This window comes from Paraburkholderia phenazinium (assembly GCF_900100735.1).
Taxonomy (GTDB): domain Bacteria; phylum Pseudomonadota; class Gammaproteobacteria; order Burkholderiales; family Burkholderiaceae; genus Paraburkholderia; species Paraburkholderia phenazinia.
Window position 1 is genome coordinate 1 of record NZ_FNCJ01000026.1, and the last position, 22,366, is coordinate 22,366.

Consider the following 22,366-nt stretch of genomic DNA (forward strand, 5'->3'; position numbering starts at 1 on the left):
GATACGTGGCGGGCAACCGGGCGTTAGCGCGCAGCTTGGGCTACGCCGAACCGGCCGACGTGATCGACAAGACCGATTTCGACTTGCACCCGCTTGAACACGCCAAGGCATACCGAGCCGACGATCTGGAGGTGATGGCATCGGGGCGCCGCAAACGGCTCGAAGAGACTCATCTCGAGGCGGACGGTCGCTGGAGGTGGGTGGACACGATCAAGCCCCCTTTTGCTGACGGACATGGCCAACTGGCAGGCACAGTCGGTATTGCCCGCGACGTCACCGACCGCAGGAAGGTGGAAGAGGAACTCGCGCGAGCGAATGCAGGCCTGCGCTCCGAGGTCGAGCAGCGTGGGGAGATCGAAGCACGACTGCAGTCCAGCGAGGTGCGCTTTCGAGCGATTGTCGAAGCGAGCCCAGTGCCGCTGTGCATTATCTCGATGCCATACGGCGAGACTTGCTGGACTTGCACGTCAGCGACGACGGCCGCGGGTTCGATCAGGAGGCAGTGCGAAAGAGCCATTCATACGGCGTGCTTGGCATGAGCGAGCCGGCCCGCCTGATCGGCGGTTCGCTGCTCATAGATAGTGCGCCCGGAATGGGTACCTCGGTTTCGATTCACATTCCGCTCGAGAGCGAATCGCTCTCATGAGCAAGATGTCGTGTTGCGCACCCGTGTAATCCCTTGTCCCCCGCAGGGGGGGACACAAGATCTAATTTGTCCTCCCTAGACTGCTTCTCAAGGTCGCCATCGGGTTGGCTTACAGACCAGCCTCGACACGTGCAATTCGTTGAATCAAAGGGGAGAAGTCATGAGCAAGCTGTACAGAGGATGGGGTAAAACGTTTCTCGCATGCGCCTGCCTGCTGGCCCAGTCCGCCTATGCGCTGGCGGGTGAGAGCGTGTCGGTCTACAACTGGGGCAATTCGATCGGCCACGACACGATCGCCAACTTCAAACGCGACACCGGCATCAAGGTCAACTACGACGAATTCGACTCCAACGACACGCTGCAGGCCAAGTTGCTGGCCGGCAGTTCGGGCTATGACGTGGTGGTGCCCTCCGACGCATACTGGGCCAAGCAGATCCAGGCCGGTGTTTACCAGAAACTCGACAAGTCGAAGATTCCCAATGCGGCTCACCTCGATCCCGTGTTGATGAAGCTGCTCGACAAGGACGATCCCACGCACGACTATGGGATCCCCTGGAGCTGGGGTACCGACGGCATGGGCATGAACGTGCAGCGCGTGCGCGACGTGCTCGGCGCCGATGCTCCGGTCGATTCGCTCGCCCTCATATTCGATCCAAAATACACAAGCAAGCTGAAGAAGTGCGGCATATCCATGATCGATGCACCCATGGATATATTCGGCCTGGCCTTGATTTATCTGAAGAAGGATCCCTTTAGCAAGAATCCCGCGGACTACCGCGCCGCCTACGACTTGCTGAAGTCCGTACGCCCGGACATTGGGCAGTTCAATTCAGGTAGCTACATCGGCGACCTGGCGAATGGCGATATCTGTATCACGTTAGGCTGGTCGGGCGACGTCAATACGTCGCGCGTGACGGCGCTTGCTGCGAAAAAGCCCTATGAAATTCGCTACGTGATTCCGAACGAGGGCAGTGTGGTCTGGTTCGACATGATGTCGGTGCCGAAGGACGCACCGAACCCTGACGCGGCGATGAAGTTCATCAACTTCGTGCTGTCTGATCGCGAGAGTGCAAACCTTACCAACGACACCTATTATCCAAGCGCCATTCCAGGCGCACGGCCGATGATTCGCGCCGACGTCCTGCAGGATCCGTCGGTCTATCCAAGTCCAGAAAAGTTACGCAAGCTGACGCCGATCACACCGCTACCGGTCGAAATCATGCGGCTCGAGACTCATCTCTGGCAACAGCTCAAGAACGACGACTGAGCGCGGCCCCGCACTAGTCGCACCACCCGCGCACCCCGCGCCCATTTCCCCGAGTGTTCCGTACCCCTGGCCGCTGCGCCGGCCGGGGGGTATCACTTCGCACCAATTTTCTGATCACGCAGCCCTTGCGGCCGCACGGATAGCCATTTGCCATGAAAACCAACCTGATTGCTGCATTGGCCCTTGCCCCAGCTCTGCTTCTTCCCGCCTACGCGTCGGCGGACCCTACGACGGACGCGGAGATCGGCGAATTGAAGAAGGCACTGAGCGCACTGCAGCAAAGACTCGACGCGCTCGAACACGCCAAAGCCACGCAGCCTTCGCTTCCGGTTGCCTCGACGGTGCCCGATCCGGTGCAGTTGAGCCGCGAAGACGTTGACGCGATTCACCAGCAACTCAGTTCGCAGCAACTCAAGGTTGACACCCTCGAAGACGCCGCGACCACCGGACCGCTTGCCGGGCTGAGCGTGACGGGGTATCTCGATCCTGTCTACATGTACAACCGGGTACAGCACGCGGGCGGTTTCCATTTCGTCAACCAGGATCCGGGCGTCTACGACTACTACAACAGCAGCATTGGCGACGTCTATCTGGACATCAAGAAGACCTTCGGCGTCGGCCCGCTTGCGCCCAGTGCCGAGGTCGTGATCGAGCCGAATCGCGGCGCTGGGGCCAACCTGCTCAACGAGAAGGGCGGCTTCGGCGGCAACATCTTCACGCAGGCCGACGTCAGCATGCCCCTTTCGACGCATACGACGGTGCTGGTCGGTCTGCTGCCGAGCCTCGCGGGCTACGAGGCGCAGCCGTCGAACACCATGCTCGCGCTGACCCACAACCTGCTGTACGACTTCAGCGAACCGGCGAGCTATCTCGGCGTGGAGTGGAGGTCCTTTTCGAGCGACTACAAGTACCTCTGGCAGGTGATGATCGGCAACGAGCAACTGCACACGTCCAGTGCGATCGCAGATGGTTCCGGAGGCTCGACGAAGAGCGACAACGTACCCAACCTGTCCGCCCGGCTCGACTATACCTACTCGACTGCGCTCGACCTGGGCGTCTCGACTACGCTCGGCCGGCAAAGCGTCTATTCGCCATGCAGCTCTGGAAGCTACGGCTATCAGTGCGACGGTACCCAGCCGTTCGGCGCGTATCTGTATGGCGAAACCGATCTGACCTACATCTGGGGCAAGTCCCAGTACAACGCGCAGCTCGACGTCGGTACCCAGGGGCACGGTGCATGGAATGGCGGCAATGCCCGCTGGTACGGCATTTCGTTGCAGGCGCATCGAACGTGGACGGCTCCGCTCGTCGGCAAGATGGGGGCCACCCTGCGCGTCGATTATCTCGACGACACGGCGAACGGCGGCGGTGGTCCAGGCATCGTCTACGGCCTGAGCGGGACCAATCCCTCGGTCAACGGTACGAGCGGCTTTGGGATCGACCCGTCGTGCCTCGCTCAGTCTTCCGACAACGGCCGCGAGTGCAAGGGCGCGCGCCGCGCGGATTTCACCGCCGACCTGCTGTTCTATCCGGCGAGTCAGACCATCGTGAAGTTCGAGTACCGCCACGACTGGGCCAGCAATCATGTCTTTGAGACGAGTAGCGGGTCGTATTCGAAGACCAACGACATCTTCGCGACCACGCTCATCTATTCATTCTGATCAAGCGCGGCGATCCGCGAGGCGGATCGACCGCTTAACAAGCGAGAACCATGACAACACTCCATTCCGAGGGCGACTGCGTATTGGTCAACGCATCGCTTTACACCGCGTTGCCGCCTGGACCATGCCATACCGCCGTGGCGATACGCAATGGGCGCATCGCCTATGTGGGGGATGACGCCACGGTCAGGAGCAGCGCACCTGCGGGCTCTCGCGTGATCGATCTAGGCGGGCGCACGCTGGCGCCAGGCTTTACGGACGCTCACGCTCACCCCATTGATGGCTTCCTGCTCGCGAGCGACTGCGATCTTGCGGCAGCCGACTCACCCTCGGCAATCCTCGCCGGACTGCGTGCTGCAGCCGAACAGGGTGCGGGCGACCGCTGGCTCATGGGCGGCAACGCCAACCTGCAGTTGTTCGGCGCCTACCCGACGCGCCAGATGCTCGACGCGGTGGTGCCGCACCGTCCCGTGCTCGTGATCGGTCAGGACGTCCATAGCGGCTGGTTGAATACGGCAGGGTTGAAGGCCGCGGGCATCAGAGCGGATACGCCGGATCCGGCGGGAGGCGCGTATGAGCGCGACGCCGCGACTGGCGAGCCAACCGGTATCGTGCACGAAGCGGGCCTATACCGGCTATTCCCGCTGCTGCCTCAAATGGGCGCCGACAATGTCGCCCGGGCGCTCGACAAGGCGCAGGCTCTCGCGCATAGCTTCGGCATCACCGGCTGGTTTGACGCGCTGGTCGGCGAACGCCTCCTGGATGGTTACGTGAAAGCACGCGATGCCTGCACGCTGAACGTGCAGGCGAGCCTCGGCCTCCTCGCCTCGCCGCACGCACCGTTAGTCCCGCAGATAGAACGCTTTCGACGCTGGCGGGCGGACTACGAAGGCGGCAACCTCCGGTTGCATACCGTGAAGATTTTTATCGACGGTGTGCTGGAAAGCCGTACCGCGGCCCTGCTGGAGCCGTATGCGGACGTTGATAGCCTCGGGGTCCACCACTGGGAGCCTGCCCAGTTGCGCGAGATCGCCGCGCTCGCCGACTGTGCGGGTTTCGACCTGCATTTCCACACGCTCGGCGACCGCGCCGTGCGGATGGCACTCGACGCGATCGAGCATGTGATCCGTGTGAATGGGGTACGCGACCGGCGGCCGCAACTGGCGCACGTGCAACTGATTCATCCGGACGACGTGATTCGTTTCAGACGTCTCGGCGCGATCGCGAATATTCAGGCAACGTGGAGCGGGGTGCCCCCCTACCTGCTGGAGCTTTACCGGCAATTGCTAGGCGACGCCCGCATGGCCCGCAACTACGTATTCCGCAGCCTGCAGAACGCGGGTGCGCTATTGAGCGCTGGCTCGGACTGGCCAGTGTCAACGATGAATCCGCTCGTCGCCATCCAGAGCGCCATGACACGCACGCCGCCCGGTGTGCCGGACAGCGAGGCGTGGCTGCCCCTCGAGAGCGTCGAACTGCCGACCATGCTCGACGCCTATACGCGCAACGCGGCATGGAGCCTGCGTTTTGACGGGCGGGCTGGCACATTGAGCCCCGGTAGCGACGCATCGCTGGTGATTCTGGATCGGGACCTGTTCGCCGCAGCGCCGGCCGGGATCGCCGCTGCGCAAGTGCAAGCCACGCTGTTCTGTGGCCGCGTAGTGCATGGCGAGCTACCCTAGCCCTGAATCAGCGTGCCTCGTGCAGCCAGGACAGCAGGTCGCGCCTGGAACCGATGCCGAGCTTCGCGAAGGCGCGCTTCGTGTACGTCTTGACGGTCGACTCCTTGATTTGCATCGTTTCGGCAATTGTCGCGAGTGTTCGGCCCTTCACCAGAGCCGAACAAATATCGGTTTCGCGCTGGGACAGGTGGACACCGCGTCGTGCGGCCGCGGCCGAGAAGATTCCGTCGGATGGACCGGCTTCCAAGCGGGCGGGCGCGTCGACCACCTGGAGCGCATGCAAATAGGTAAGGGGGAGCAGCACTTCGCCCAACTCCTTAAGCCGGCTGAGTTCCGAAACGGAGAAGGGCGGCAGGCGCTTCGAGCGGCACAAGGAAATCGAATACTGCGCCTCGGCTATTGTCCGGAGAACCTGGCATTCGTCGTGAATGGCCGCCACGTCGAAAATCAGGCGCTTGCATTCGGCGTCCGCAACTGCGGCGGAGGATCGCTGGACGAGTTCGGTACTGCGTTCCGGCGGAACGTACCGCGCGATCGAGTCATCTGCGGCAAAACGCCTGAAATAAAGCGCCATGACGGCCTGCAGATCACTGTCCTCATAGCTGCAGTAGCTGCCGATCCAGTCGACCCGGCATCCTTTCGGCGCCTCGGGATCCAGGCGTGAGCGTTGCAGGTGCAAGGTGTCGCAATCGGCGAAACCCGCAATGAACGTATTGAGCGCACGCAGGAAGCGTGGTGTTCCCACTGCTTCGATCACGGGGCCAAGCGCCGACGCGAACGATCCGACGAAACCGAGCGTAAGGTCTGACGAGGTGCCGGATGGGGTCATTGTCTTGTTGCAATACATACAGATAGGGCCGTCGTGTTCGCGGTAACGACGGCGGCAGGACTCGCACGAACTTTTGACCAGCACATTAATAACCGGACAAAATGCGTTCGGCAAGCTGCCGGAATGCCGACAGTAAATCTTTGAGGATGACGGACTGGCGCGGCTGCCGGTCAGTAGGTCCGTTGTGCGATAACTCGGGCCACCGTTTCCAGGGACCGCGTAAGCGTAGCGAGGTCGACGGACCCGATTGCCAAGCGGATGGCGTGAGGCACATGAGCCGAAGTCGAGAACGGCAGGGCTGTCGACACGGAAACCCGCTCGCGCATCAACGCAATCGCAATCTCGTCTGCGCGAACCTCCTGCGCGAGAGGGAGCCACACGAAATACGAGCAGGGATGGCTGACCCTTTTCAACTGGCCCAGAATGTCGGCGACAAGGCCCTGACGCATTGCGGCATCCCGCCGCTTCTCCTCTTCAAGCCGGGCTACTGTGCCGTCCTCCATCCAGTTGCAGGCGATGGCCGTCATGATCGCCGGGGTGTTCCAGGTTGTCGCGCGGATCACCCGTTCGAGCTTGGGAACCCATTCGCTCGGTGCACAGACGAAGCCGACACGCAGCCCTGTCGCGACACTCTTTGACAAGCTCGATACATAGACCGTCGTCTCCGGCGCAAGCGATGCCAACGGCGGAGGCGCACCTTCAGCCAGGAATGCGTAGGCCCCGTCTTCGATGATTAGCAGTCCATGTTGCCGGGCGATGGCGACAAGGTCCCGACATCGCGTCGCGCTCATCACCCAGCCAAGCGGGTTGTGCAGCGTTGGCATGACATAGACGGCGCGTACTCGTCGTTGTTTGCACAGAGTCGCCAATGCGTCCAGATCGGGGCCGCGCCCAGCGGCCGGGATCGGCGCGAGTTCCAGCCGATTGGCCTCGGCAGCGAGCTTGAATCCCGGGTAAGTCAGCGCGTCCACCGCCACCACGTCGCCGGGCTCGAGTAAGGCCATGGCGGTCGTCGTCAACCCGTGCTGCGCGCCGCTCACGAGTAATGTTGTATCGACCGTTGCTGCCAGCCCCCGGTTGGACAGGTGGCGCGCCGCCGTCGCGCGCTCGTACTCGCGCCCGCCATGGGGCTGGTATCTAAGCAGTGACTCCAGGTCACCTGCAACGGCGAGCTGGCGTAGCGCTGCCCTGAGTAGGTCAGTCTGGCCGGGCGACGATGGATAGTTGAAGCTCAGGTCTACTGTGTCCGCGCTCCACGTGAGCAGGTCGATACCCTGGCCTCGAGGGAGCGCCTCCTTGACGAATGTGCCGCGGCCGGTTTCGCCGCTTACCAAACCCATCTCCTGCAGCTCCGCATAAACACGCGTGGCCGTGACCAGAGCCAGGCCTTCGCGAACAGCGAGTTCGCGGTGCGTTGGCAGACGCGTCCCGGGACGCAGACGTCCTGCGCGGATCTCGGCCGCGAGACGGTCGACCAGTTGCTTGTAACGCGGCTGAGCCATGTCTGAATGTATCCATGACAATTATTTGATTGTATTTATTATCGGCTCTACCATGGCTCAACACAACTTCTCCACCCGCAAGAGGACGCCATGCACATCGTCATCCTGACCTTTGAGGGCTTTAACGAACTCGATTCGCTGATTGCCCTCAACATCCTCAACCGGGTCAAAAGGCCTGGCTGGCGGGTTTCGATCGCCAGCCCGTCAGCGAGGGTGCGTTCGATGAACGGCGTGGTGCTGGAGGCGCAAGCGTCGCTGCAGGATGCTTGCGACGCCGACGCGGTGCTAGTCGGCAGCGGAATAAAGACCCGGGACGTCGCCGCCGATGCCGCGTTGATGTCGCAGCTAAGGCTCGACCCGACGCGCCAACTGCTCGGCGCGCAGTGCTCGGGCACGCTGATACTCGCGAAGTTAGGCCTGCTTGATGGCGTTCCGGCCTGTACGGACGTGACCACCAAACCGTGGGTCGAAGAAGCCGGCGTGGCGGTGCTCAACCAGCCATTCGTGGCGAAGCAGAACGTCGCGACCGCAGGCGGGTGCCTGTCGTCGCAGTATCTGGCGGCCTGGTTTATCGCGCGTCTGGAGAGTGTCGAGGCTGCACGCAACGCGATTCAGTACGTAGCCCCAGTGGGAGAGAAGGAGACCTACGTGACGCGTGCAATAGCGAACATTTCGCCATTCCTCTAAGGAAATACAGCCGCACAGGTTGCGTCCTTCAAAAGCGCCCGCCTGGCTAGGCGGCTTGCTGCCTGGCAACCCGGCGGATGGTCTGGGGAGGTTGGCCCAGCGTCCTGACGAATGCTCGGCGCATCCTTTCGGTGTCGCCGAAACCGGTCTCCCTGGCGATCACTGCCAGTGAGAGCTCCCCTGCGTCAACGAGGCTGCGAGCAGCATCGACGCGCAGCTTCTCCACAGCCTGCGCAGGAGACTGTCCGGTCTCAATCTTGAAGAGTCGGCTCAGTTGTCTTGGGCTCACATGCGCGGCGTCAGCGATAACCTCCACCGAAAGGTCCTTGTGAAGGTTGGCCCTGGCGAAGGAAAGCACCTTCTGCATGCGGTCTGATCTGGGCTGAAGCTCCAGCAGCGCCGAGAACTGGGACTGGCCGCTGGTACGCCGGTGGTAGACCACCAGCTTCTTCGCCACGGCCTTCGCGACCTCCTCTCCGTGGTCATCCTCAACCATGGCCAATGCCAGGTCGATACACGTGGTCATACCAGCCGATGTCCACACACCGCCGTCGTTCGTGAAGATTCGGTCCGGCAGAACCTTTACGTCTGGGTGTCGCAACTGAAGCTTCTGAGCCGCGGACCAGTGAGTCGTTGCACGACGGCCGTCGAGGATCCCGGCTTCCGCAAGGATGAACGCGCCGGTGCAGATGCTGCCCACTCGCCTGCAAGCCTGCAAGCCTGCGAGGCGCGCTGCAGGAATGACCTCATCCTCGGTGTGGAAGTCGGGGCCTCAATGGAGCCGAGGACGAGCAGCGTATCGAACGCCAAGTTCCGGAACTTGCGCGAGTCCACCGTCGCGCCCGAGTAGCTCGGAACCGGCCCCCCGGCTTCGGACAGCAGGATTTGCCGATAGGACTCGTACCCTAGCTCCTTGTTCGCCAACCCGAACACGGCCATGACGGCGAGGTCGAGGATCTCGAACCCCGGGAAGATCAACAAGGCAACGGTCTTCATAGGATGTCCCAAAACGCAGATTCACGCGATTCGAGTCAAGCATAGTCCCGCTGAGGTCGCTATGCAATTCTGCGAGATATCCGGAAGCATTGATTGTCCCCAAACACTGGATTTACGTCTTTTAAGCCATCGCCCGTGGCCTCGCTATAGGCGTATCGAATGAGTGTTAGTCTTCCTGGGAGATTTCACATGACCCAGAAGCAGTCCATGGGCACCGCCGTTGTTACCGGTGCATCGTCCGGTATCGGAGCCGTGTATGCCGATCGCCTGGCCAGGCGCGGATATGACCTGGTGCTCGTTGCTCGCAACGAGCAGCGCCTGCAGGCGCTGGCGACTCGTCTTCGCGCAGACACCGGGCGCGCAGTCCGGGTAGAGAAGGCAGACCTCACTGACAAGTCCGACCTCACCCGCGTCGAGGCGCTGCTAAAGGACGACGCGAGCCTCTCCCTCCTCGTGAACAACGCCGGGTTCGGGTCGGTGAGGTTGATGCTCGCCAGCGAAGTCGAGACGATGGAGTCGATGATCGACCTCAACGTGATGGCGCTGACGCGCTTGGCATTCGCAAACGGTTTTAAGGCTTTCGCTTCCCGCAGACCGCCGTGCTGTGTTTCGTTCGGCACGCAGCAGAATCACACTCGGCGCGGCGGCGCCGAGTTGCGCGATGCTCCGGTGCGTTGACTCGTCAAGGCCTGGACAAGCTAATGACCTCGCCTTCCGTTGCACTATCGCCGGAAGCCACCGCCACGCGCGCCCTGGTTAAAGCGTTGGCTCTCAGCGGCGCCTCGCTGCCGATTCTGCATCTGCTGGTTCAATTCGCCGGATGACATTTGAGCACCGGTTCTATTGAAACCGCCGGCAGGACTCTGGGGAGCAGCGCCGCCAGGTCTGCTGGACACGGGTTGAGTCGGACGCTGTTGCTGGTAGGCCTGTGCCTTTTGCTGACCCGCCGCGGCATTGGTGGTCTGAGCGCTGGTGGGACGCTGCTGTTGAACACTCTGTGCTCTCTGCTGGGCCGTGGCGGAATTGGTGGAATTGGCGGACTGGGTTCCCGCAGGCCGTTGCTGTTGCGCAGTCTGCGCTGCAGGCTTACTCACTGCAGACCACGAGCCGTTGTCGTATTTCTGCCAGCTACCATTGGTGTTCTTGTAGACATTACCGTCACGACCCGCATACATATCGCCGCTCGCGGTTTTACTCGCCACAACACGGCCGTTCGCGCTTGTGCCCGCAACCGCTTTGCCGCCCGCGGAATTCTGATAGCTGCCCACCGAGCCATTTGCCGTCGTCTGATGCTGTGTCGCCGCCCACTGGTTGCCCTTGGTGACGACGGAGCTGCCCCACTGACCGTATGCGTTTGAGCCTTGGCGAGTCGCGCCATAGGCGCCGGTGTAGGGATTGTAGGCCTGGCCAACGCTCGCGCTGCCGTACCGTCCGGAAGCGGTTGCTCCGCGTGCGTAGGTGCCCGTGTTGGGGTTGTATGAGGTGCCCCATTGCGCGCTGCCGTTCGGTCCGTATGCGACCCCCCTTACACCGCTCGCGCCGGTATAGGGGTTGTAGGTGCGATAACCATAGGGCGCGGGACGCGGGTAGTAAACCGGGTAAGGTCCGTGGCCCACGAGAACGTATGGCGGGTAGTAGTAACCGTTACCCTGCGCGACGATTGCGCCGAGCGCCGCGCCTGCGACGAACACGCCGAGATACCCTGCCGTATAGCTGGCCTGCACTGCGCCGCTCGGGGTCACGTATTGCGTGACGTAAGTCACGTTATAGACGGGCGAACTGGCTGGAATCGTGTAGATCACCTGAGGCACGGACTGACTGGTTTGCCATGGTCCGTTCGGCGATGAAGAATCGAACCATACCCCTTGAGAGCACACGTAATAGTGGTTCTGCACCTTGATCACTTTGTCGGGCGTGTTGGCAGCGTACGAGAGCGGCGTGCCTTCAATCGGCTGGAACTGAGGCTCGCCGCTGTACACAACCTTGAGCGCGGCTGCAGCGGCACTGGGGTTGATCTCGACGGTTGTCGGGATTTGCGCAAGCAGCACCGCGTCGGCCGCCTCGGGGGTGCCGGGTACTGCGGGCAGAACGCGGGCGGCTATGCTATCGCGCGGAATTTTCGCGAAATCGGCTGGCAACTGATTGGTCGCGAATGTCCACGGACCGGTGGGTGATGGTGCGGAGAACCAGCGGCCGGCGCTCAGGTAGTAGTACGTACTGGTTGGTGAATAAACGAATACATCGCTGTCGGTATTCTTGGCGAAAACCAGTTGGGTTCCGGGAATCGTCGCGTAAACCGGCTTACCATCGAACACGATCAGTTCTGCTGGCGTACTGCTGAAGAACACCCCGGGCGCTGCGGCAGGTTTCGCTTTGGGCACCGGGATATAGGGTTTCAGGTCCGCCCACGTTGGGTCGTCAGGCACCTTCGACATCTTGGCAGGAAGGGCTTTCGCCGCGGCCCACCCGCTCTTCAGGTCAGTTGACGTCATCCACGACTGCCCGTTGAATAAATAGTACTGGTGGCTGGCGTTATCGAGGAAGAGCGGCCAATTGGCGTTGACGACGAACGTGAGATCCGAATCCTGAATCGGTGCGAGCACTGCGTCGCCGTCGACGTGCAAAAGCACTGCTGGACCGAAGCTGAAGAAAATGGCGGGTGGGTCGTTCTTGACGGCCGCGACCGCCGGGGATCCCTTCTTCTCCACACTCGCAACTAGCCGGTCGAGCGAGATGGTCAGCGAGGCCTGCGGGTTGAGAAACTCGCGCACGAGTCCATCCATCTTTTTGGCCGTGGCTGGGTCGGCACCAGGAAAAGTCAGGCTGACAATCTGCGGATTGCTCAAGAGTACGGCGCGAGTGTCGACATCCACCTGCGTTTGCATCTGCAACGCGACAATTCCCACCTGCGGCTTGCCGCCGCGCGGTGTCACGCTTATCGCCATGCGGCCGTCAATTTCCTTGAAATCCTTCCAGTCGTCGATTTGCGGTTGATAGTAGACGAGCGACGCATCGTTTCTTGTTATTTCGCGCGGCCAGCCCGGGTCCTGGGCCATAGCGGCGGGAGGTCGCGCTAGCAAAAGCGACAGCGCAAACGCTGCGGAGCGCGCCAACGTGCTAATTGGTACTCCTGGATTGGCCATCATTTTTTGCCGTTGTTGGCGCTCGACAGAGTCTTGCTCTGGCAGCCGCGCGTCATCGCTTCGGCGTTGAACGAAGAGAGCCACCAACTGTCCTCTGCTAAAAAAATAGACTCAGGCCACTGCGTCGGCAATGGGACCTTAGTCCTATGAGGTCGAGCGCTATAGGACTAAGGTCCCATGTGGTCGTAGCTGGATATGCCTAGTATTAAGGGTGCAGAAAGCTGTGCAAAAACATAGCCACGATTCTTCTGAAATGGACCATAAAAAGACCCCGCAGCGGTTCCAGGGTAGTCCCGGATACGAGTTCCGTTTGCCGATCGAAACAGGAGATGGCAATGAGAGTTCTGCTTATATTGGTGTGCCTCGTGCTGTCTTCGAGCGCATTTGCAGAGTGCGGCACGAACTTGCGCGGCGGCACCGCTTGTAGCAACGGACAGACGGCCGGCGGCTATAACCCCAACACCGGCAACGCGTGGAAGGCACAAAAGAATCAGGCGGGCGTGACTACAACCCAGACCAGCAAGGGTGGCGAAGCGAAGACGATGAACGGACGCGGTGTTTATAAAAGCCCTGGCGGCGTGACTTGCTATAAGGGCGCCAACAGCCACGGGTGCAATTGAAGACGCGCGACTTATGGCCGATAGAACCAGACAACGCCGGAAAAAACTGCATATATAAATTGCCTTATCGAGATGAGTAAGTAAAATAGAGGCATCCGGGATGCAGGATATGTGTAGGTGTCGTTGTATTATCCGTTTCCTGAAAAGGGGCCATTGTTCGGACCAGATTTTCTGGCCCCGCAGTGCCTATCTCCTTGGCAACTAGCTTTACGAAAATAATTGGCAGTGCTTGTTGTCAAGGTAAGAGGAAAATCCGTAGCGCAATGACTCTGGCCGGTCTGATCGCGTTTGTTGCGATTCGATGAAGGTGAGCCGAGCCTTGTGGCTGGACAAGCGGGGTCTCCTTGCAGGTCTTCGGTTCCGTCTGTGGAACCCTGCCGGTCGATCTGTATTCGAGTCGGATCGACATTCTGCTGACGCCTCTGGTTGAAGAAGGACGCTTGTCAGGTTGACTCGAGCGCTTTCGATGTAACTGCTCGCACCATTTAGCACGTTTTAGCGCGTCCGCGGGATTGCATCATGCCCTTGGGCCATTGCTGGTGTGAGTATCTCAGGAGAGCCTTCCGTGAGCTTCGCCTTGCCAGCAATTGTATCTGTGGAGGCAGGAATCATCTTGTGGTTGCTGACGTTGCTTGCGCGTCAATCATGGGCTTCCCTTGAGCCCCACGTTGACCATCAGCGTATCCGACGGCGCGGCGCAACCGCTGTGCGAGATTTCCGGTGGTCATCGAGGGTTAGGCGCTCGTCCTCGAGCCAGGCGGGTGAGGGAACTTCAGGAGCTTCGCAACGTAGTGGATCGCAGCATAGCCGCATCTCGCTGCACGGCGCGGGTGAGGACGGCTTTCGGGAGCTTTGGGAGGCGTTTCCATTCGTGGTTTTGCTGCTTGACCAGCAAGGCAGCATCCTGATGGCGAATCTGAGGGCCTGCAGTCTGTTTGGTTACGGGAGCGACGAACTACCCGGTGTGTCAATCTCTGTCCTCGTTCCCGAGCCGCGAGAAAGTTACGATTCGAGCTGTTGCGACGGATTTCTGTCGACGCTAACTAGTTTGCCCTTCGGCGCAACACGCAGTTATGTTGCAAGGCGCAAAGATGGTTCTGAACTCCCATTGGAGGTTAGCCTAAGGCAGTCTTCCTTTAGAGGCCAGGTGGCGGTTCTCGCGTTTGTGGAGGACAAGTCGGATCACTATGGTTTGCTTCAGAACCAGCAGGACCTTGCTCATCTGACACGCGTATCGACCATGGGAGAGATAGCGGGATCGCTGGCGCACGAACTGAATCAGCCGCTGACCGCGATTCTCAGCAACGTGCACGCGGCGCAGCGCTTTATGACCGCCGACCCGATCGACGTGGCGGAGGTGCTGGAAATTCTCAACGACATCGTTCAAGACGACTATCGCGCAAGCGAGGTAATCCGACGGATCCGTTCGGTGGTGAGGAAGACCGATATGGAGTTCGCCCTGGTCGATCTCGTCGGTGTGATCCGTGAAGTTGTCGCTTTGCTATACAGCGAGGCGATCATGCGCGGCGCCCGCGTGGCGCTGCAGTCATGCGCGGAACTCCCCGCTGTGTACGCCGACAAGGTGCAGTTGCAGCAGGTCATCCTCAATCTTCTGCTTAACGCCTTCGATGCGATGAGCCATGTATTGCCCGGCGAGCGGCTCGTATCGGTCGAGGTGGCCGCACAAAGTGACGAGACGGTTCTCATTGCCGTGCGCGACTGCGGACACGGGCTCACAGTGGGAAAGCTCGATACAGTCTTTAAGCCGTTCCATACATCCAAACCCAGTGGCCTTGGTTTGGGATTGTCGATTAGCCGGTCAATCGTGGAACTCCACGGTGGCCGGATCTGGGCCGAAAATAACATCAATCGAGGCGCGACGTTCTTTGTTTCGTTACCCGGAGGCAAACAGGCACGAAGCAGGCAGTCGCGGTAACAGCCATGACAGAATCAGATCCGTTGGTGTTCGTCGTCGACGACGACGATTCCGTCCGTCGTGCACTGGCTCGCTTGCTGCGGTGCGCGGGCCATTGTGTCGAGACGTTTGCATCGGCAAACGAGTTTCTCGCCACCGCAAATTTCGGTGCACGCCCGGGATGTCTGGTGCTCGACATTGAATTGCCGGATATCAATGGCCTCCAGTTGCAACGCGAACTGGGCGCGTCGTTGCCGATCATCTTTATAAGCGGCTACGGCGATATTCCGATGACTGTCCAGGCCATGAAGGCCGGCGCTTGCGACTTCTTGCCGAAACCGGTGCATGAGGCGGATTTGCTGCGTGCGGTCGATCAGGCGCTCGAGCATGCCAGACGCATCTTTGCAAACAGGTGCGAACTGGATTCGCTGCGCCAGCGCGTTGAGCGCTTGACACCACGCGAACGGGAAGTCATGTCGCTCGTCGTCACCGGGCGGTTGAACAAGCAGGTCGCGAGCGACCTTGGTACCGCCGAAAAAACCATCAAGGCTCACCGTGCACGGGTGATGGCGAAGATGGAAGTCTCGTCGCTGGCGCAACTGGTCCACCTTGTTGACCGGGTTGCCATTTCCTCACCTGCCGACCATCGGTCACCCCGCTAAACGCGCTCGCGGCACGATTTTGCCGGGAACGGCAGGCGACCCGAGCGCGCGCATCCGGGACCAAAGTCCAATACCGCTATTCATTTGCGTCCCTTAGTCTAGTGCATGAGATATGCGTATGCTCGCGTAGTTCTGCCACTGGACGATCCACAATGGGAACAGCCAAAGCACCTTTTGTTGTCGTCGTCGATGACGATGAATCGGTGAGCCGGGCGATCAAACGACAATTGCGTTCTATCGGCGTGGTGGCGGAATCCTTCGCAAGCGGCGAAGCCTTCCTTGAAGCGATGTTGTCCATACCATCGTATCGCCCTGATTGCCTGATACTCGATGTACAGATGCCGGGGTTAAGTGGACTAGAAGTCCAGAAGCGCCTCGCGGACAGCGGCATTCCGATCATTTGCATCACCGCACATGACGACATTGGAGTGCGCGAGCAGGCGCTGTCTGCTGGCGCGCTCGCGTACCTGCGCAAACCGTTTGACGACGAGATTTTCGTCAAGGCGGTGCGTGCCGCAATCGGCAAGCAGAGGACATAGCCTGGTGCGTATGGGGTGCATATGGGACCAAAGTCCAATTGTTTTAACGTGACGCCGATACCACCATTGATGTGACCCGCGAAGATTTTGAGGCGGAAATGCGTTTCATACGTGATGTCAATTTCTGAATGGAGCATGCATCATGATCAGGTACCTTCGATTAGTCCTCGCCATTCCCCTCTTGCTGTTTGGCGTGGCGTGTTCGACGAACCCGACTGTGGCCAATGGTGGGGACCCAGATTTAGACGCGCAGGCACGCCAGGCACTGCAACAGCTATTCGATAGCACTCCGAAGGCAAAAGATCTCCAATATCAGGCGAAAGCCGTCCTGGTGTTTCCGAGCATCGTCAAGGCCGGGCTCCTGGTGGGTGCGCAAGGCGGAAAGGGCGTGATGTTTGCGCCGGATGGCAAGATCATTGGGTACTACAGAGTACGCGGAGCTTCATACGGGCTGCAGGCAGGCGCACAAACTTTTTCGGAAGCGATGTTTTTGATGACCGACTCGGCAATCACTTCGCTTACAAGCGGCACCGGATTGTCCGTTGGTGTGGGGCCGAGTGTCGTGGTGGTGGATGCAGGGATGGCCAAATCGATGACAACGACGACATTGCAATCAGATGTCTATGCGTTCATTTTTGGCCAGCAGGGCCTGATGGCAGGTCTGGGCGTACAGGGGCAGAGAATCGTCAAGTTTGACGAGTGATGCGCGCGACATCCTCGCGCATTCATAGCGTAGAACCCTGAGAGCCTCAAGCCATGCAACGTATGCAGCGATTTTCAATCGGCCTCGTGGTGTGGGCGCTGAGCCTCGCAGCCGCCGCGCAGCAGCCGATTATCTATCCGGCCAACGGGCAGAGTCCCCAGAAGCAGAACACCGATACCGCCGAATGCCAACTGTGGGCCAGGCAGACCACAGGGGTTGATCCGGTGGCGATTGCGCAGCACGCTGGACAACCCAATGCGCCTCCTCCCCAGGGCGGAGCGATCAAAGGCGCGGCGGGCGGCGCCGCATTGGGCGCAGCAGTAGGGGCGATCGCCGGTAACGCGGGAAAGGGGGCTGCGATAGGCGCAGTGACAGGGACGGCTGCCGGCGGCCTGCGCCAGCGACGCATGAACCAGGCCGCGGCCGAGCAGCAGCAGGGAGGGCAGCAACAGGTCGCGCAGCAGATGTCGACCTTCAACCGGGCGGTTGGGGCTTGCATGACGGGCCGGGGATATACGGTCCAGTAGCCAGAAATTCACGAGACGTGGTGAAGGAACCGGTCAGCGAGGGATCTGCACATGGCGACGATACCAGGACGAACGATGTTGGCGACCGTATGGCTCGGCTGCGCAGTGTGTGCAATCTCTGCGACCTCTGCCTGGGGGACTGACTTCGATGGCAGCAAGCCGCTGCTATGCGCCACTATCGACGCGCACTCGTGCGACCCGGGGCAGGTCTGCCAGAGGGGCCTCCCCGCGGACCTGGGCGTGCCGCAATTCCTGCGCATCGACTTCGCGAAGAAGACCGTGGTTGGGCCAGCGCGTACGACACCCATCCGCTTCATGGAAACGGGCGCGGGGCAGCTTCTGATGCAAGGGACCGAACTCGGCTTTGCGTGGGCGATCGCGCTTGACACGGCGGATGGAACGATGACTCTTTCGCTCGTCAATCGTGACGACGCCTATATGTTGTTCGGCGCTTGCACGCCAAATTTGCCGTGACGGGTGATGCCATGAAATGCCTGCCGCTCAATCCCTGGTTGCAACGATTCACATCGCGCTCGCCAGTCGATCGAAAAATAGCGATCGCCTTTGCCACTATCGTGCTGTGTGCCGGCTGTGGCAAACCTGCGGCCGTGCCGCCCACCCCGGCTGTCGAAGTTACCGTTCTCGAGGTCGAACCGCACGATACGCCGGTGGACTTCGAATTCACTGCGCAGACGCAAAGCTCGCGCGAAGTGGAGATCCGGGCACGCGTCGACGGCTTTCTCGACAAGCGGGTTTATACGGAAGGTCAACTGGTCCACACGGGACAGGTGCTGTTCCTGATGGATCCCAAGCCGTTCGAGGCGGTGCTGCAAACCGCCAAGGGACAGCTTGCGCAGCAGCAGGCGCGGCTCTATGTGGCCAAAGCGAATCTTGCCCGTGTGATTCCACTGACGCGCCAGAATGCCTTGAGCCAAAAGGACCTGGACGACGCGACGGGTAACGAAAAAGAGGCGGAGTCCGCGGTTATCGCTGCACAAGGGCAGGTGCAGACCGCCGAGCTCAACCTGAGCTACACCACCATCAAATCTCCCCTCACCGGCTTGTCGAGTTTTGCCCGGCAGCAGGACGGCAGTTACGTGACCGCTACCGCTGCGGGCTTACTGACCTACGTCTACCAACTCGATCCGATGTGGGTCAACTTCAGCATCTCCGAAAACGAGTTGCTCAGGTACCGCGATCAGATCGAGAAAAAGCAGTTGATTTTTCCGGCTAGTAACGAGTTTGAGGTCACCGTCGTGCTGGCGGACGGAACGGTGTTTCCTGATCGCGGACGCATCAATTTCACCAATCCGGCCTTCAATACGCAGACCGGCACCTTCCTTGTGCGCGCTTCGTTCGCCAACGCGAAGGGTATGCTGCGCCCGGGGCAATTCGTCAAGGCGCGGGTCTCGGGCGCGATTCGACCCAATGCGATTCTCGTCCCGCAGCGGGCGGTTCTGCAGGGCGCCAAGAGCCATTTCGTCTGGGTGGTCGACAACGATTCCAAGGCCCATGAACGGGTGGTGGAAACGGGCGAATGGCACGGTGACGACTGGTTTATTACCGACGGGCTGCAAGCGGGCGATCGGGTCGTCGTGGATGGCGCGATCCGCGTCATTGCGGACACACCGCTGAAGATAACCGGGGAACCGAAGCCCTCAGACAGCACGCCTGCTGCTGCAACAGTGGCGCCGGGCGGGGAGCCACAGCATCTTGCGGCCCAGGAGTCTAACCAGGCCGTGTCGAAATAGGTGGGTGCTCCGACATGAACATCTCCCACTTCTGCATCGACCGCCCGATCTTTGCGTCGGTCATCTCGATCGTCATTACGCTGGGTGGCGCGTTGGCGATGATCGCCCTGCCGATCGCGCAGTACCCCGACATTACACCGCCTCAGATCACGATTTCCGCCACCTACCCAGGGGCGAGTGCGGACGTGGTGGCAAACAATGTTGCCGCGCCTATCGAGCAGCAGGTGAACGGCGCCGACAACATGATCTATATGAACTCGTCGAGTTCATCGACGGGTGTCTATACGCTCAACGCCTTTTTCCAGATCGGCACCAACCCCGAGCTGGCGCAGGTCGATGTGCAGAATCGCGTGAATCTGGCGTTGCCCCAGTTGCCTTCGTCGGTGCAGTCTCAAGGCATTCAGGTACAGAAGAAGTCATCGGCGTTCATGATGGTCATTGCGATCTATTCGCCAAGTAACCGTTATGACGCGACCTATATTGCGAACTACGCCAATATTTATGTGCTCGATGCGCTCAAGCGCATTCCCGGCGCGAACCAGTCGGCGATCTTCGGCACGCCTGACTACGCGATGCGTATCTGGCTCAAGCCGGATCGCATGGCGCAGTTAGGGGTGACGGCGGCGGACGTGCAGAGGGCGGTGGCCAATCAGAACCAGCAATTTGCGGTTGGACGCATTGGACAGTCGCCAACAGGCACGCCGGTCGAGCAGTCATTTGCCGTCACCACCACCGGACGGTTGACCGACCCGGCAGAGTTCGAAAACATCATTATTCGCGCCGCCAATGGCGACGCGGCCATTGTGCGGCTCAAAGACGTCGGCCGCGCCGAACTCGGGCAGAAGGATTACTCGATCCGCAGCCGGTTCCAGGGTAAGCCCGCCACGGTAATCGCGGTGTACCAGCAACCGGGTGCGAATGCACTGGATGTGTCGAAGCAGGTGCACGCCACGCTCACCGCGATGAGGAAGCAGTTCCCGACCGGGATCGACTACGACATCGCGATGGATACGACGGACTTCACCCGGGCGTCGATTTCGGACGTGATCCACACCTTCTTCGAAGCCCTGGTGCTGGTCGTGATCGTCGTGTACGTGTTTCTGCAGAGCTTTCGCGCGACGCTGATTCCGGTGCTCGCGGTGCCGGTATCGATCGTCGGTACATTCATGGGTATGCTGGCCCTTGGCTTCTCCATCAACATGCTGACGCTGTTCGGCATGGTGTTGGCAATCGGCATCGTGGTGGACGACGCCATCGTGGTGATCGAGAACGTCGAGCGCAACATGAGCGTCCACAAGCTCAGTCCAAAGGACGCGGCCAAGCGCGCCATGGACGAAGTATCGGGGCCGGTAGTCGCGATCGTACTCGTACTGTGCGCCGTCTTCGTGCCGGTGGCGTTTCTCGGTGGCATCACGGGACAACTGTACAAGCAGTTCGCGATCACAATCGCGATCTCGGTGGTGTTGTCAGGGGTGGTCGCACTCACGTTGTCGCCGGCATTGGCTGCCTTGCTGCTCAAGCCGGGACACCATGAGAAGCGCGGCTTCTTCCGTTGGTTCGACAATTCGTTCGCGCGCATGACGACCGGCTATTCGAACATGGTCAAGCTGGTCATCAAGCGTTTCGGGGTGGCGTTGTTCCTGTTTGCCGGCATGATCGCGCTGGCGGTCGTCATGATGCGGACGATTCCCACCTCCTTTCTGCCGCCGGAGGACCAGGGCTACCTGCTCGGCGCGGTCATCATGCCGGACGCCGCGAGTCTTGACCGTACCGGCGACGTATCGCAGAAGGTCACCGACTACTTCCTGAAGCAGCCCGCCGTTAGCAGCGTGACGACAGTCGACGGTTACAGCCTGCTCGACAGCCAGAACAAGAATAATGCCGGCACATTTTTTATCGGCTTCAAAAGCTTTGACGAACGCTACAAATTTGCCAATATCCGCACGCAAAATGCGCGAGCGGTGATCGTCGACGCCTATGAGACCCTCTCGAAGGTCAAGGAAGGGATCATTCTGCCGGTCAATCCCCCATCCATTCCGGGCCTTGGAACAACCGGCGGTACGGAGGTGTGGATCCAGGCCCAGGGCGATGCGACCATCGGTCAGCTCGCCCAGACCGTGGAGGATTTTATCGCCAAGGCCAAGGAGCGGCCGGAACTCGGACGCGTCACCTCAACCTTCAATGCGTCGGCACAGCAGTTGCTGGTCGACGTGGACCGCGACAAATCCGAGACGCTCGGCGTGCCGATCGAGGACGTGTATAGCGCGATGCAGACCATGTTCGGCTCGCTTTACGTATCCCAGTTCAATCGTTCGAGCCGCCTGTGGCAGGTGATCCTGCAAGCCGAGCCGTCGTACCGGCTCTCGCCTGCGGATCTCGATCAGATCTACGTGCGCAGCAAAACCGACAATATGGTGCCGCTCAAAGCGGTAGTGACCTCGAAGTACGTCACGGGCCCGGATCTGATCACACGGTTCAACAATTTTCCGGCAGTGAAACTCACGGTAAATGCTGCACCGGGGCGCAGTTCCGGTGAGGTCATTGGCGCGATTGAAGAAGTGGGTAACGAGGTGCTGCCGTCCGGCTATAACCTGGGATGGAGTGGTGAGGCCTACGAGGCCAGACAGTCGGGCGGCACCTCGGGGCTGGTGTTCGTCTTCGGCCTGATCATGGTGTTCCTGATCCTCGCTGCCCAATATGAGAAGTGGAGCCTGCCGTTCGGCGTGCTGATGGCGGTGCCGTTCGCGCTGTTCGGCGCCTTGCTTGCCATCTTGCTGCGTGGGCTCGAAAACGACGTCTACTTCCAGATCGGCCTGACGATGCTGGTTGCGCTTGCGGCGAAGAACGCGATTCTGATTTTCGAGTTTGCGGTGCTGAATCGCGAATCGGGCGAGTCCGTGTACGACGCCGCCATTTCGGCGGCCAGCGAGCGGCTGCGCCCGATCGTCATGACCTCGCTCGCCTTCATCCTGGGTTGCGTGCCGCTCGCGATCGCGCTCGGTGCCTCCGCCAATAGCCGACATTCGATCGGCACGGGGGTGATCGGTGGGATGCTCGGCGCAACCGTGATTGCGGTGTTCTTCATTCCGATGTTCTTCTACGTGCTCGAGACGATGTCCGAAAAGAGCGGCGGCAAGAAGACGCCAGGGCCGAGCGGTGACGAACCACCGCATGACCTTGACGCGGGCCCCGGAGGCCCGACCGTCAAGCCGTTGGCCCGACGCGAGGACGACTGA

General features: G+C 60.5%; 17 protein-coding genes and 3 pseudogenes. 16 read left to right on the top strand and 4 right to left on the bottom strand.

The window, feature by feature from the left end; translation table 11 throughout:
• Positions 1-59 precede the first annotated feature (59 nt).
• The 5 genes and pseudogenes from BLQ92_RS34960 (at position 60) to BLQ92_RS34980 (ending at position 5,256) form a co-directional block, all read left to right on the top strand.
• On the top strand, positions 60-539 hold the full coding sequence (locus tag BLQ92_RS34960) for a PAS domain-containing protein (protein WP_244896711.1): 480 nt from the start codon (positions 60-62) through the stop codon (positions 537-539).
• Positions 455-646, top strand: a pseudogene (locus BLQ92_RS34965) (ATP-binding protein); the annotation flags it as partial. The gene BLQ92_RS34960 and the pseudogene BLQ92_RS34965, both read left to right, overlap by 85 nt.
• Positions 647-806: 160 nt before the next feature.
• Positions 807-1,913 carry an extracellular solute-binding protein gene (locus BLQ92_RS34970; RefSeq protein ID WP_090694189.1) on the top strand — a complete coding sequence of 369 codons (1,107 nt, stop codon included), beginning with the start codon at positions 807-809 and terminating at the stop codon, positions 1,911-1,913.
• A 152-nt stretch (positions 1,914-2,065) separates the two neighbouring features.
• Positions 2,066-3,574 (top strand): DUF3138 family protein, encoded by a 1,509-nt coding sequence (locus BLQ92_RS34975; RefSeq protein WP_090694193.1) that lies wholly within the window; start codon positions 2,066-2,068, stop codon positions 3,572-3,574.
• A 50-nt stretch (positions 3,575-3,624) separates the two neighbouring features.
• On the top strand, positions 3,625-5,256 hold the full coding sequence (locus BLQ92_RS34980) for an amidohydrolase (RefSeq protein WP_090694197.1): 1,632 nt from the start codon (positions 3,625-3,627) through the stop codon (positions 5,254-5,256).
• Positions 5,257-5,263: 7 nt separating this feature from the next.
• Here BLQ92_RS34980 and BLQ92_RS34985 read toward each other — a convergent pair whose 3' ends face one another.
• Both BLQ92_RS34985 and BLQ92_RS34990 read right to left on the bottom strand, forming a co-directional pair.
• Positions 5,264-6,085, bottom strand: a complete 822-nt coding sequence (locus tag BLQ92_RS34985; protein ID WP_176860799.1) for a helix-turn-helix transcriptional regulator — start codon at positions 6,083-6,085, stop codon at positions 5,264-5,266.
• Positions 6,086-6,255: 170 nt separating this feature from the next.
• A complete protein-coding gene (locus BLQ92_RS34990) occupies positions 6,256-7,587 on the bottom strand; it encodes an aminotransferase-like domain-containing protein (protein ID WP_090694210.1) in 1,332 nt (443 codons plus the stop codon).
• 90 nt (positions 7,588-7,677) lie between these two features.
• On the opposite strand from BLQ92_RS34990, the gene BLQ92_RS34995 reads away from it, so the two are divergent.
• Positions 7,678-8,274: a DJ-1/PfpI family protein gene (locus BLQ92_RS34995; RefSeq protein ID WP_090694214.1), complete on the top strand. Its 597-nt coding sequence runs from the start codon at positions 7,678-7,680 to the stop codon at positions 8,272-8,274.
• Positions 8,275-8,320: 46 nt separating this feature from the next.
• On the opposite strand, the pseudogene BLQ92_RS35000 reads toward BLQ92_RS34995, so the two are convergent.
• A pseudogene (locus tag BLQ92_RS35000) lies at positions 8,321-9,270 on the bottom strand (GlxA family transcriptional regulator).
• Positions 9,271-9,459: 189 nt separating this feature from the next.
• Between BLQ92_RS35000 and BLQ92_RS35005 the strand changes: the two are divergent.
• Positions 9,460-9,834: pseudogene (locus tag BLQ92_RS35005) on the top strand (SDR family NAD(P)-dependent oxidoreductase); the annotation flags it as partial.
• A 158-nt stretch (positions 9,835-9,992) separates the two neighbouring features.
• Here BLQ92_RS35005 and BLQ92_RS35010 read toward each other — a convergent pair.
• Positions 9,993-12,326 (bottom strand): hypothetical protein, encoded by a 2,334-nt coding sequence (locus tag BLQ92_RS35010; protein WP_090694221.1) that lies wholly within the window; start codon positions 12,324-12,326, stop codon positions 9,993-9,995.
• Between the two features lie 422 nt (positions 12,327-12,748).
• On the opposite strand from BLQ92_RS35010, the gene BLQ92_RS35015 reads away from it, so the two are divergent.
• The 9 genes from BLQ92_RS35015 (at position 12,749) to BLQ92_RS35055 (ending at position 22,366) form a co-directional block, all read left to right on the top strand.
• Entirely contained in the window at positions 12,749-13,033 is a 285-nt protein-coding gene (locus tag BLQ92_RS35015) for a hypothetical protein (RefSeq protein ID WP_090694225.1), read from the top strand.
• 706 nt (positions 13,034-13,739) lie between these two features.
• Positions 13,740-14,969, top strand: a complete 1,230-nt coding sequence (locus BLQ92_RS41205) for a PAS domain-containing sensor histidine kinase (RefSeq protein WP_279607937.1) — start codon at positions 13,740-13,742, stop codon at positions 14,967-14,969.
• 5 nt (positions 14,970-14,974) lie between these two features.
• Positions 14,975-15,610 carry a response regulator transcription factor gene (locus tag BLQ92_RS35025; RefSeq protein ID WP_090694233.1) on the top strand — a complete coding sequence of 212 codons (636 nt, stop codon included), beginning with the start codon at positions 14,975-14,977 and terminating at the stop codon, positions 15,608-15,610.
• A 152-nt stretch (positions 15,611-15,762) separates the two neighbouring features.
• The gene (locus BLQ92_RS35030; RefSeq protein WP_090694237.1) at positions 15,763-16,149 is read left to right on the top strand and encodes a response regulator transcription factor; all 387 of its coding nucleotides are present in this window, start codon (positions 15,763-15,765) and stop codon (positions 16,147-16,149) included.
• A 142-nt stretch (positions 16,150-16,291) separates the two neighbouring features.
• A complete protein-coding gene (locus BLQ92_RS35035; protein WP_090694241.1) occupies positions 16,292-16,852 on the top strand; it encodes a lipid-binding SYLF domain-containing protein in 561 nt (186 codons plus the stop codon).
• Positions 16,853-16,905: 53 nt separating this feature from the next.
• Positions 16,906-17,379, top strand: coding sequence for a YMGG-like glycine zipper-containing protein (locus BLQ92_RS35040; RefSeq protein ID WP_175772635.1), 474 nt, complete (start codon positions 16,906-16,908; stop codon positions 17,377-17,379).
• 75 nt (positions 17,380-17,454) lie between these two features.
• Positions 17,455-17,853: a hypothetical protein gene (locus BLQ92_RS35045; RefSeq protein WP_090694451.1), complete on the top strand. Its 399-nt coding sequence runs from the start codon at positions 17,455-17,457 to the stop codon at positions 17,851-17,853.
• A gap of 11 nt (positions 17,854-17,864) precedes the next feature.
• Positions 17,865-19,130 (top strand): efflux RND transporter periplasmic adaptor subunit, encoded by a 1,266-nt coding sequence (locus BLQ92_RS35050; protein WP_090694244.1) that lies wholly within the window; start codon positions 17,865-17,867, stop codon positions 19,128-19,130.
• A gap of 14 nt (positions 19,131-19,144) precedes the next feature.
• Positions 19,145-22,366 (top strand): efflux RND transporter permease subunit, encoded by a 3,222-nt coding sequence (locus BLQ92_RS35055; protein ID WP_090694248.1) that lies wholly within the window; start codon positions 19,145-19,147, stop codon positions 22,364-22,366.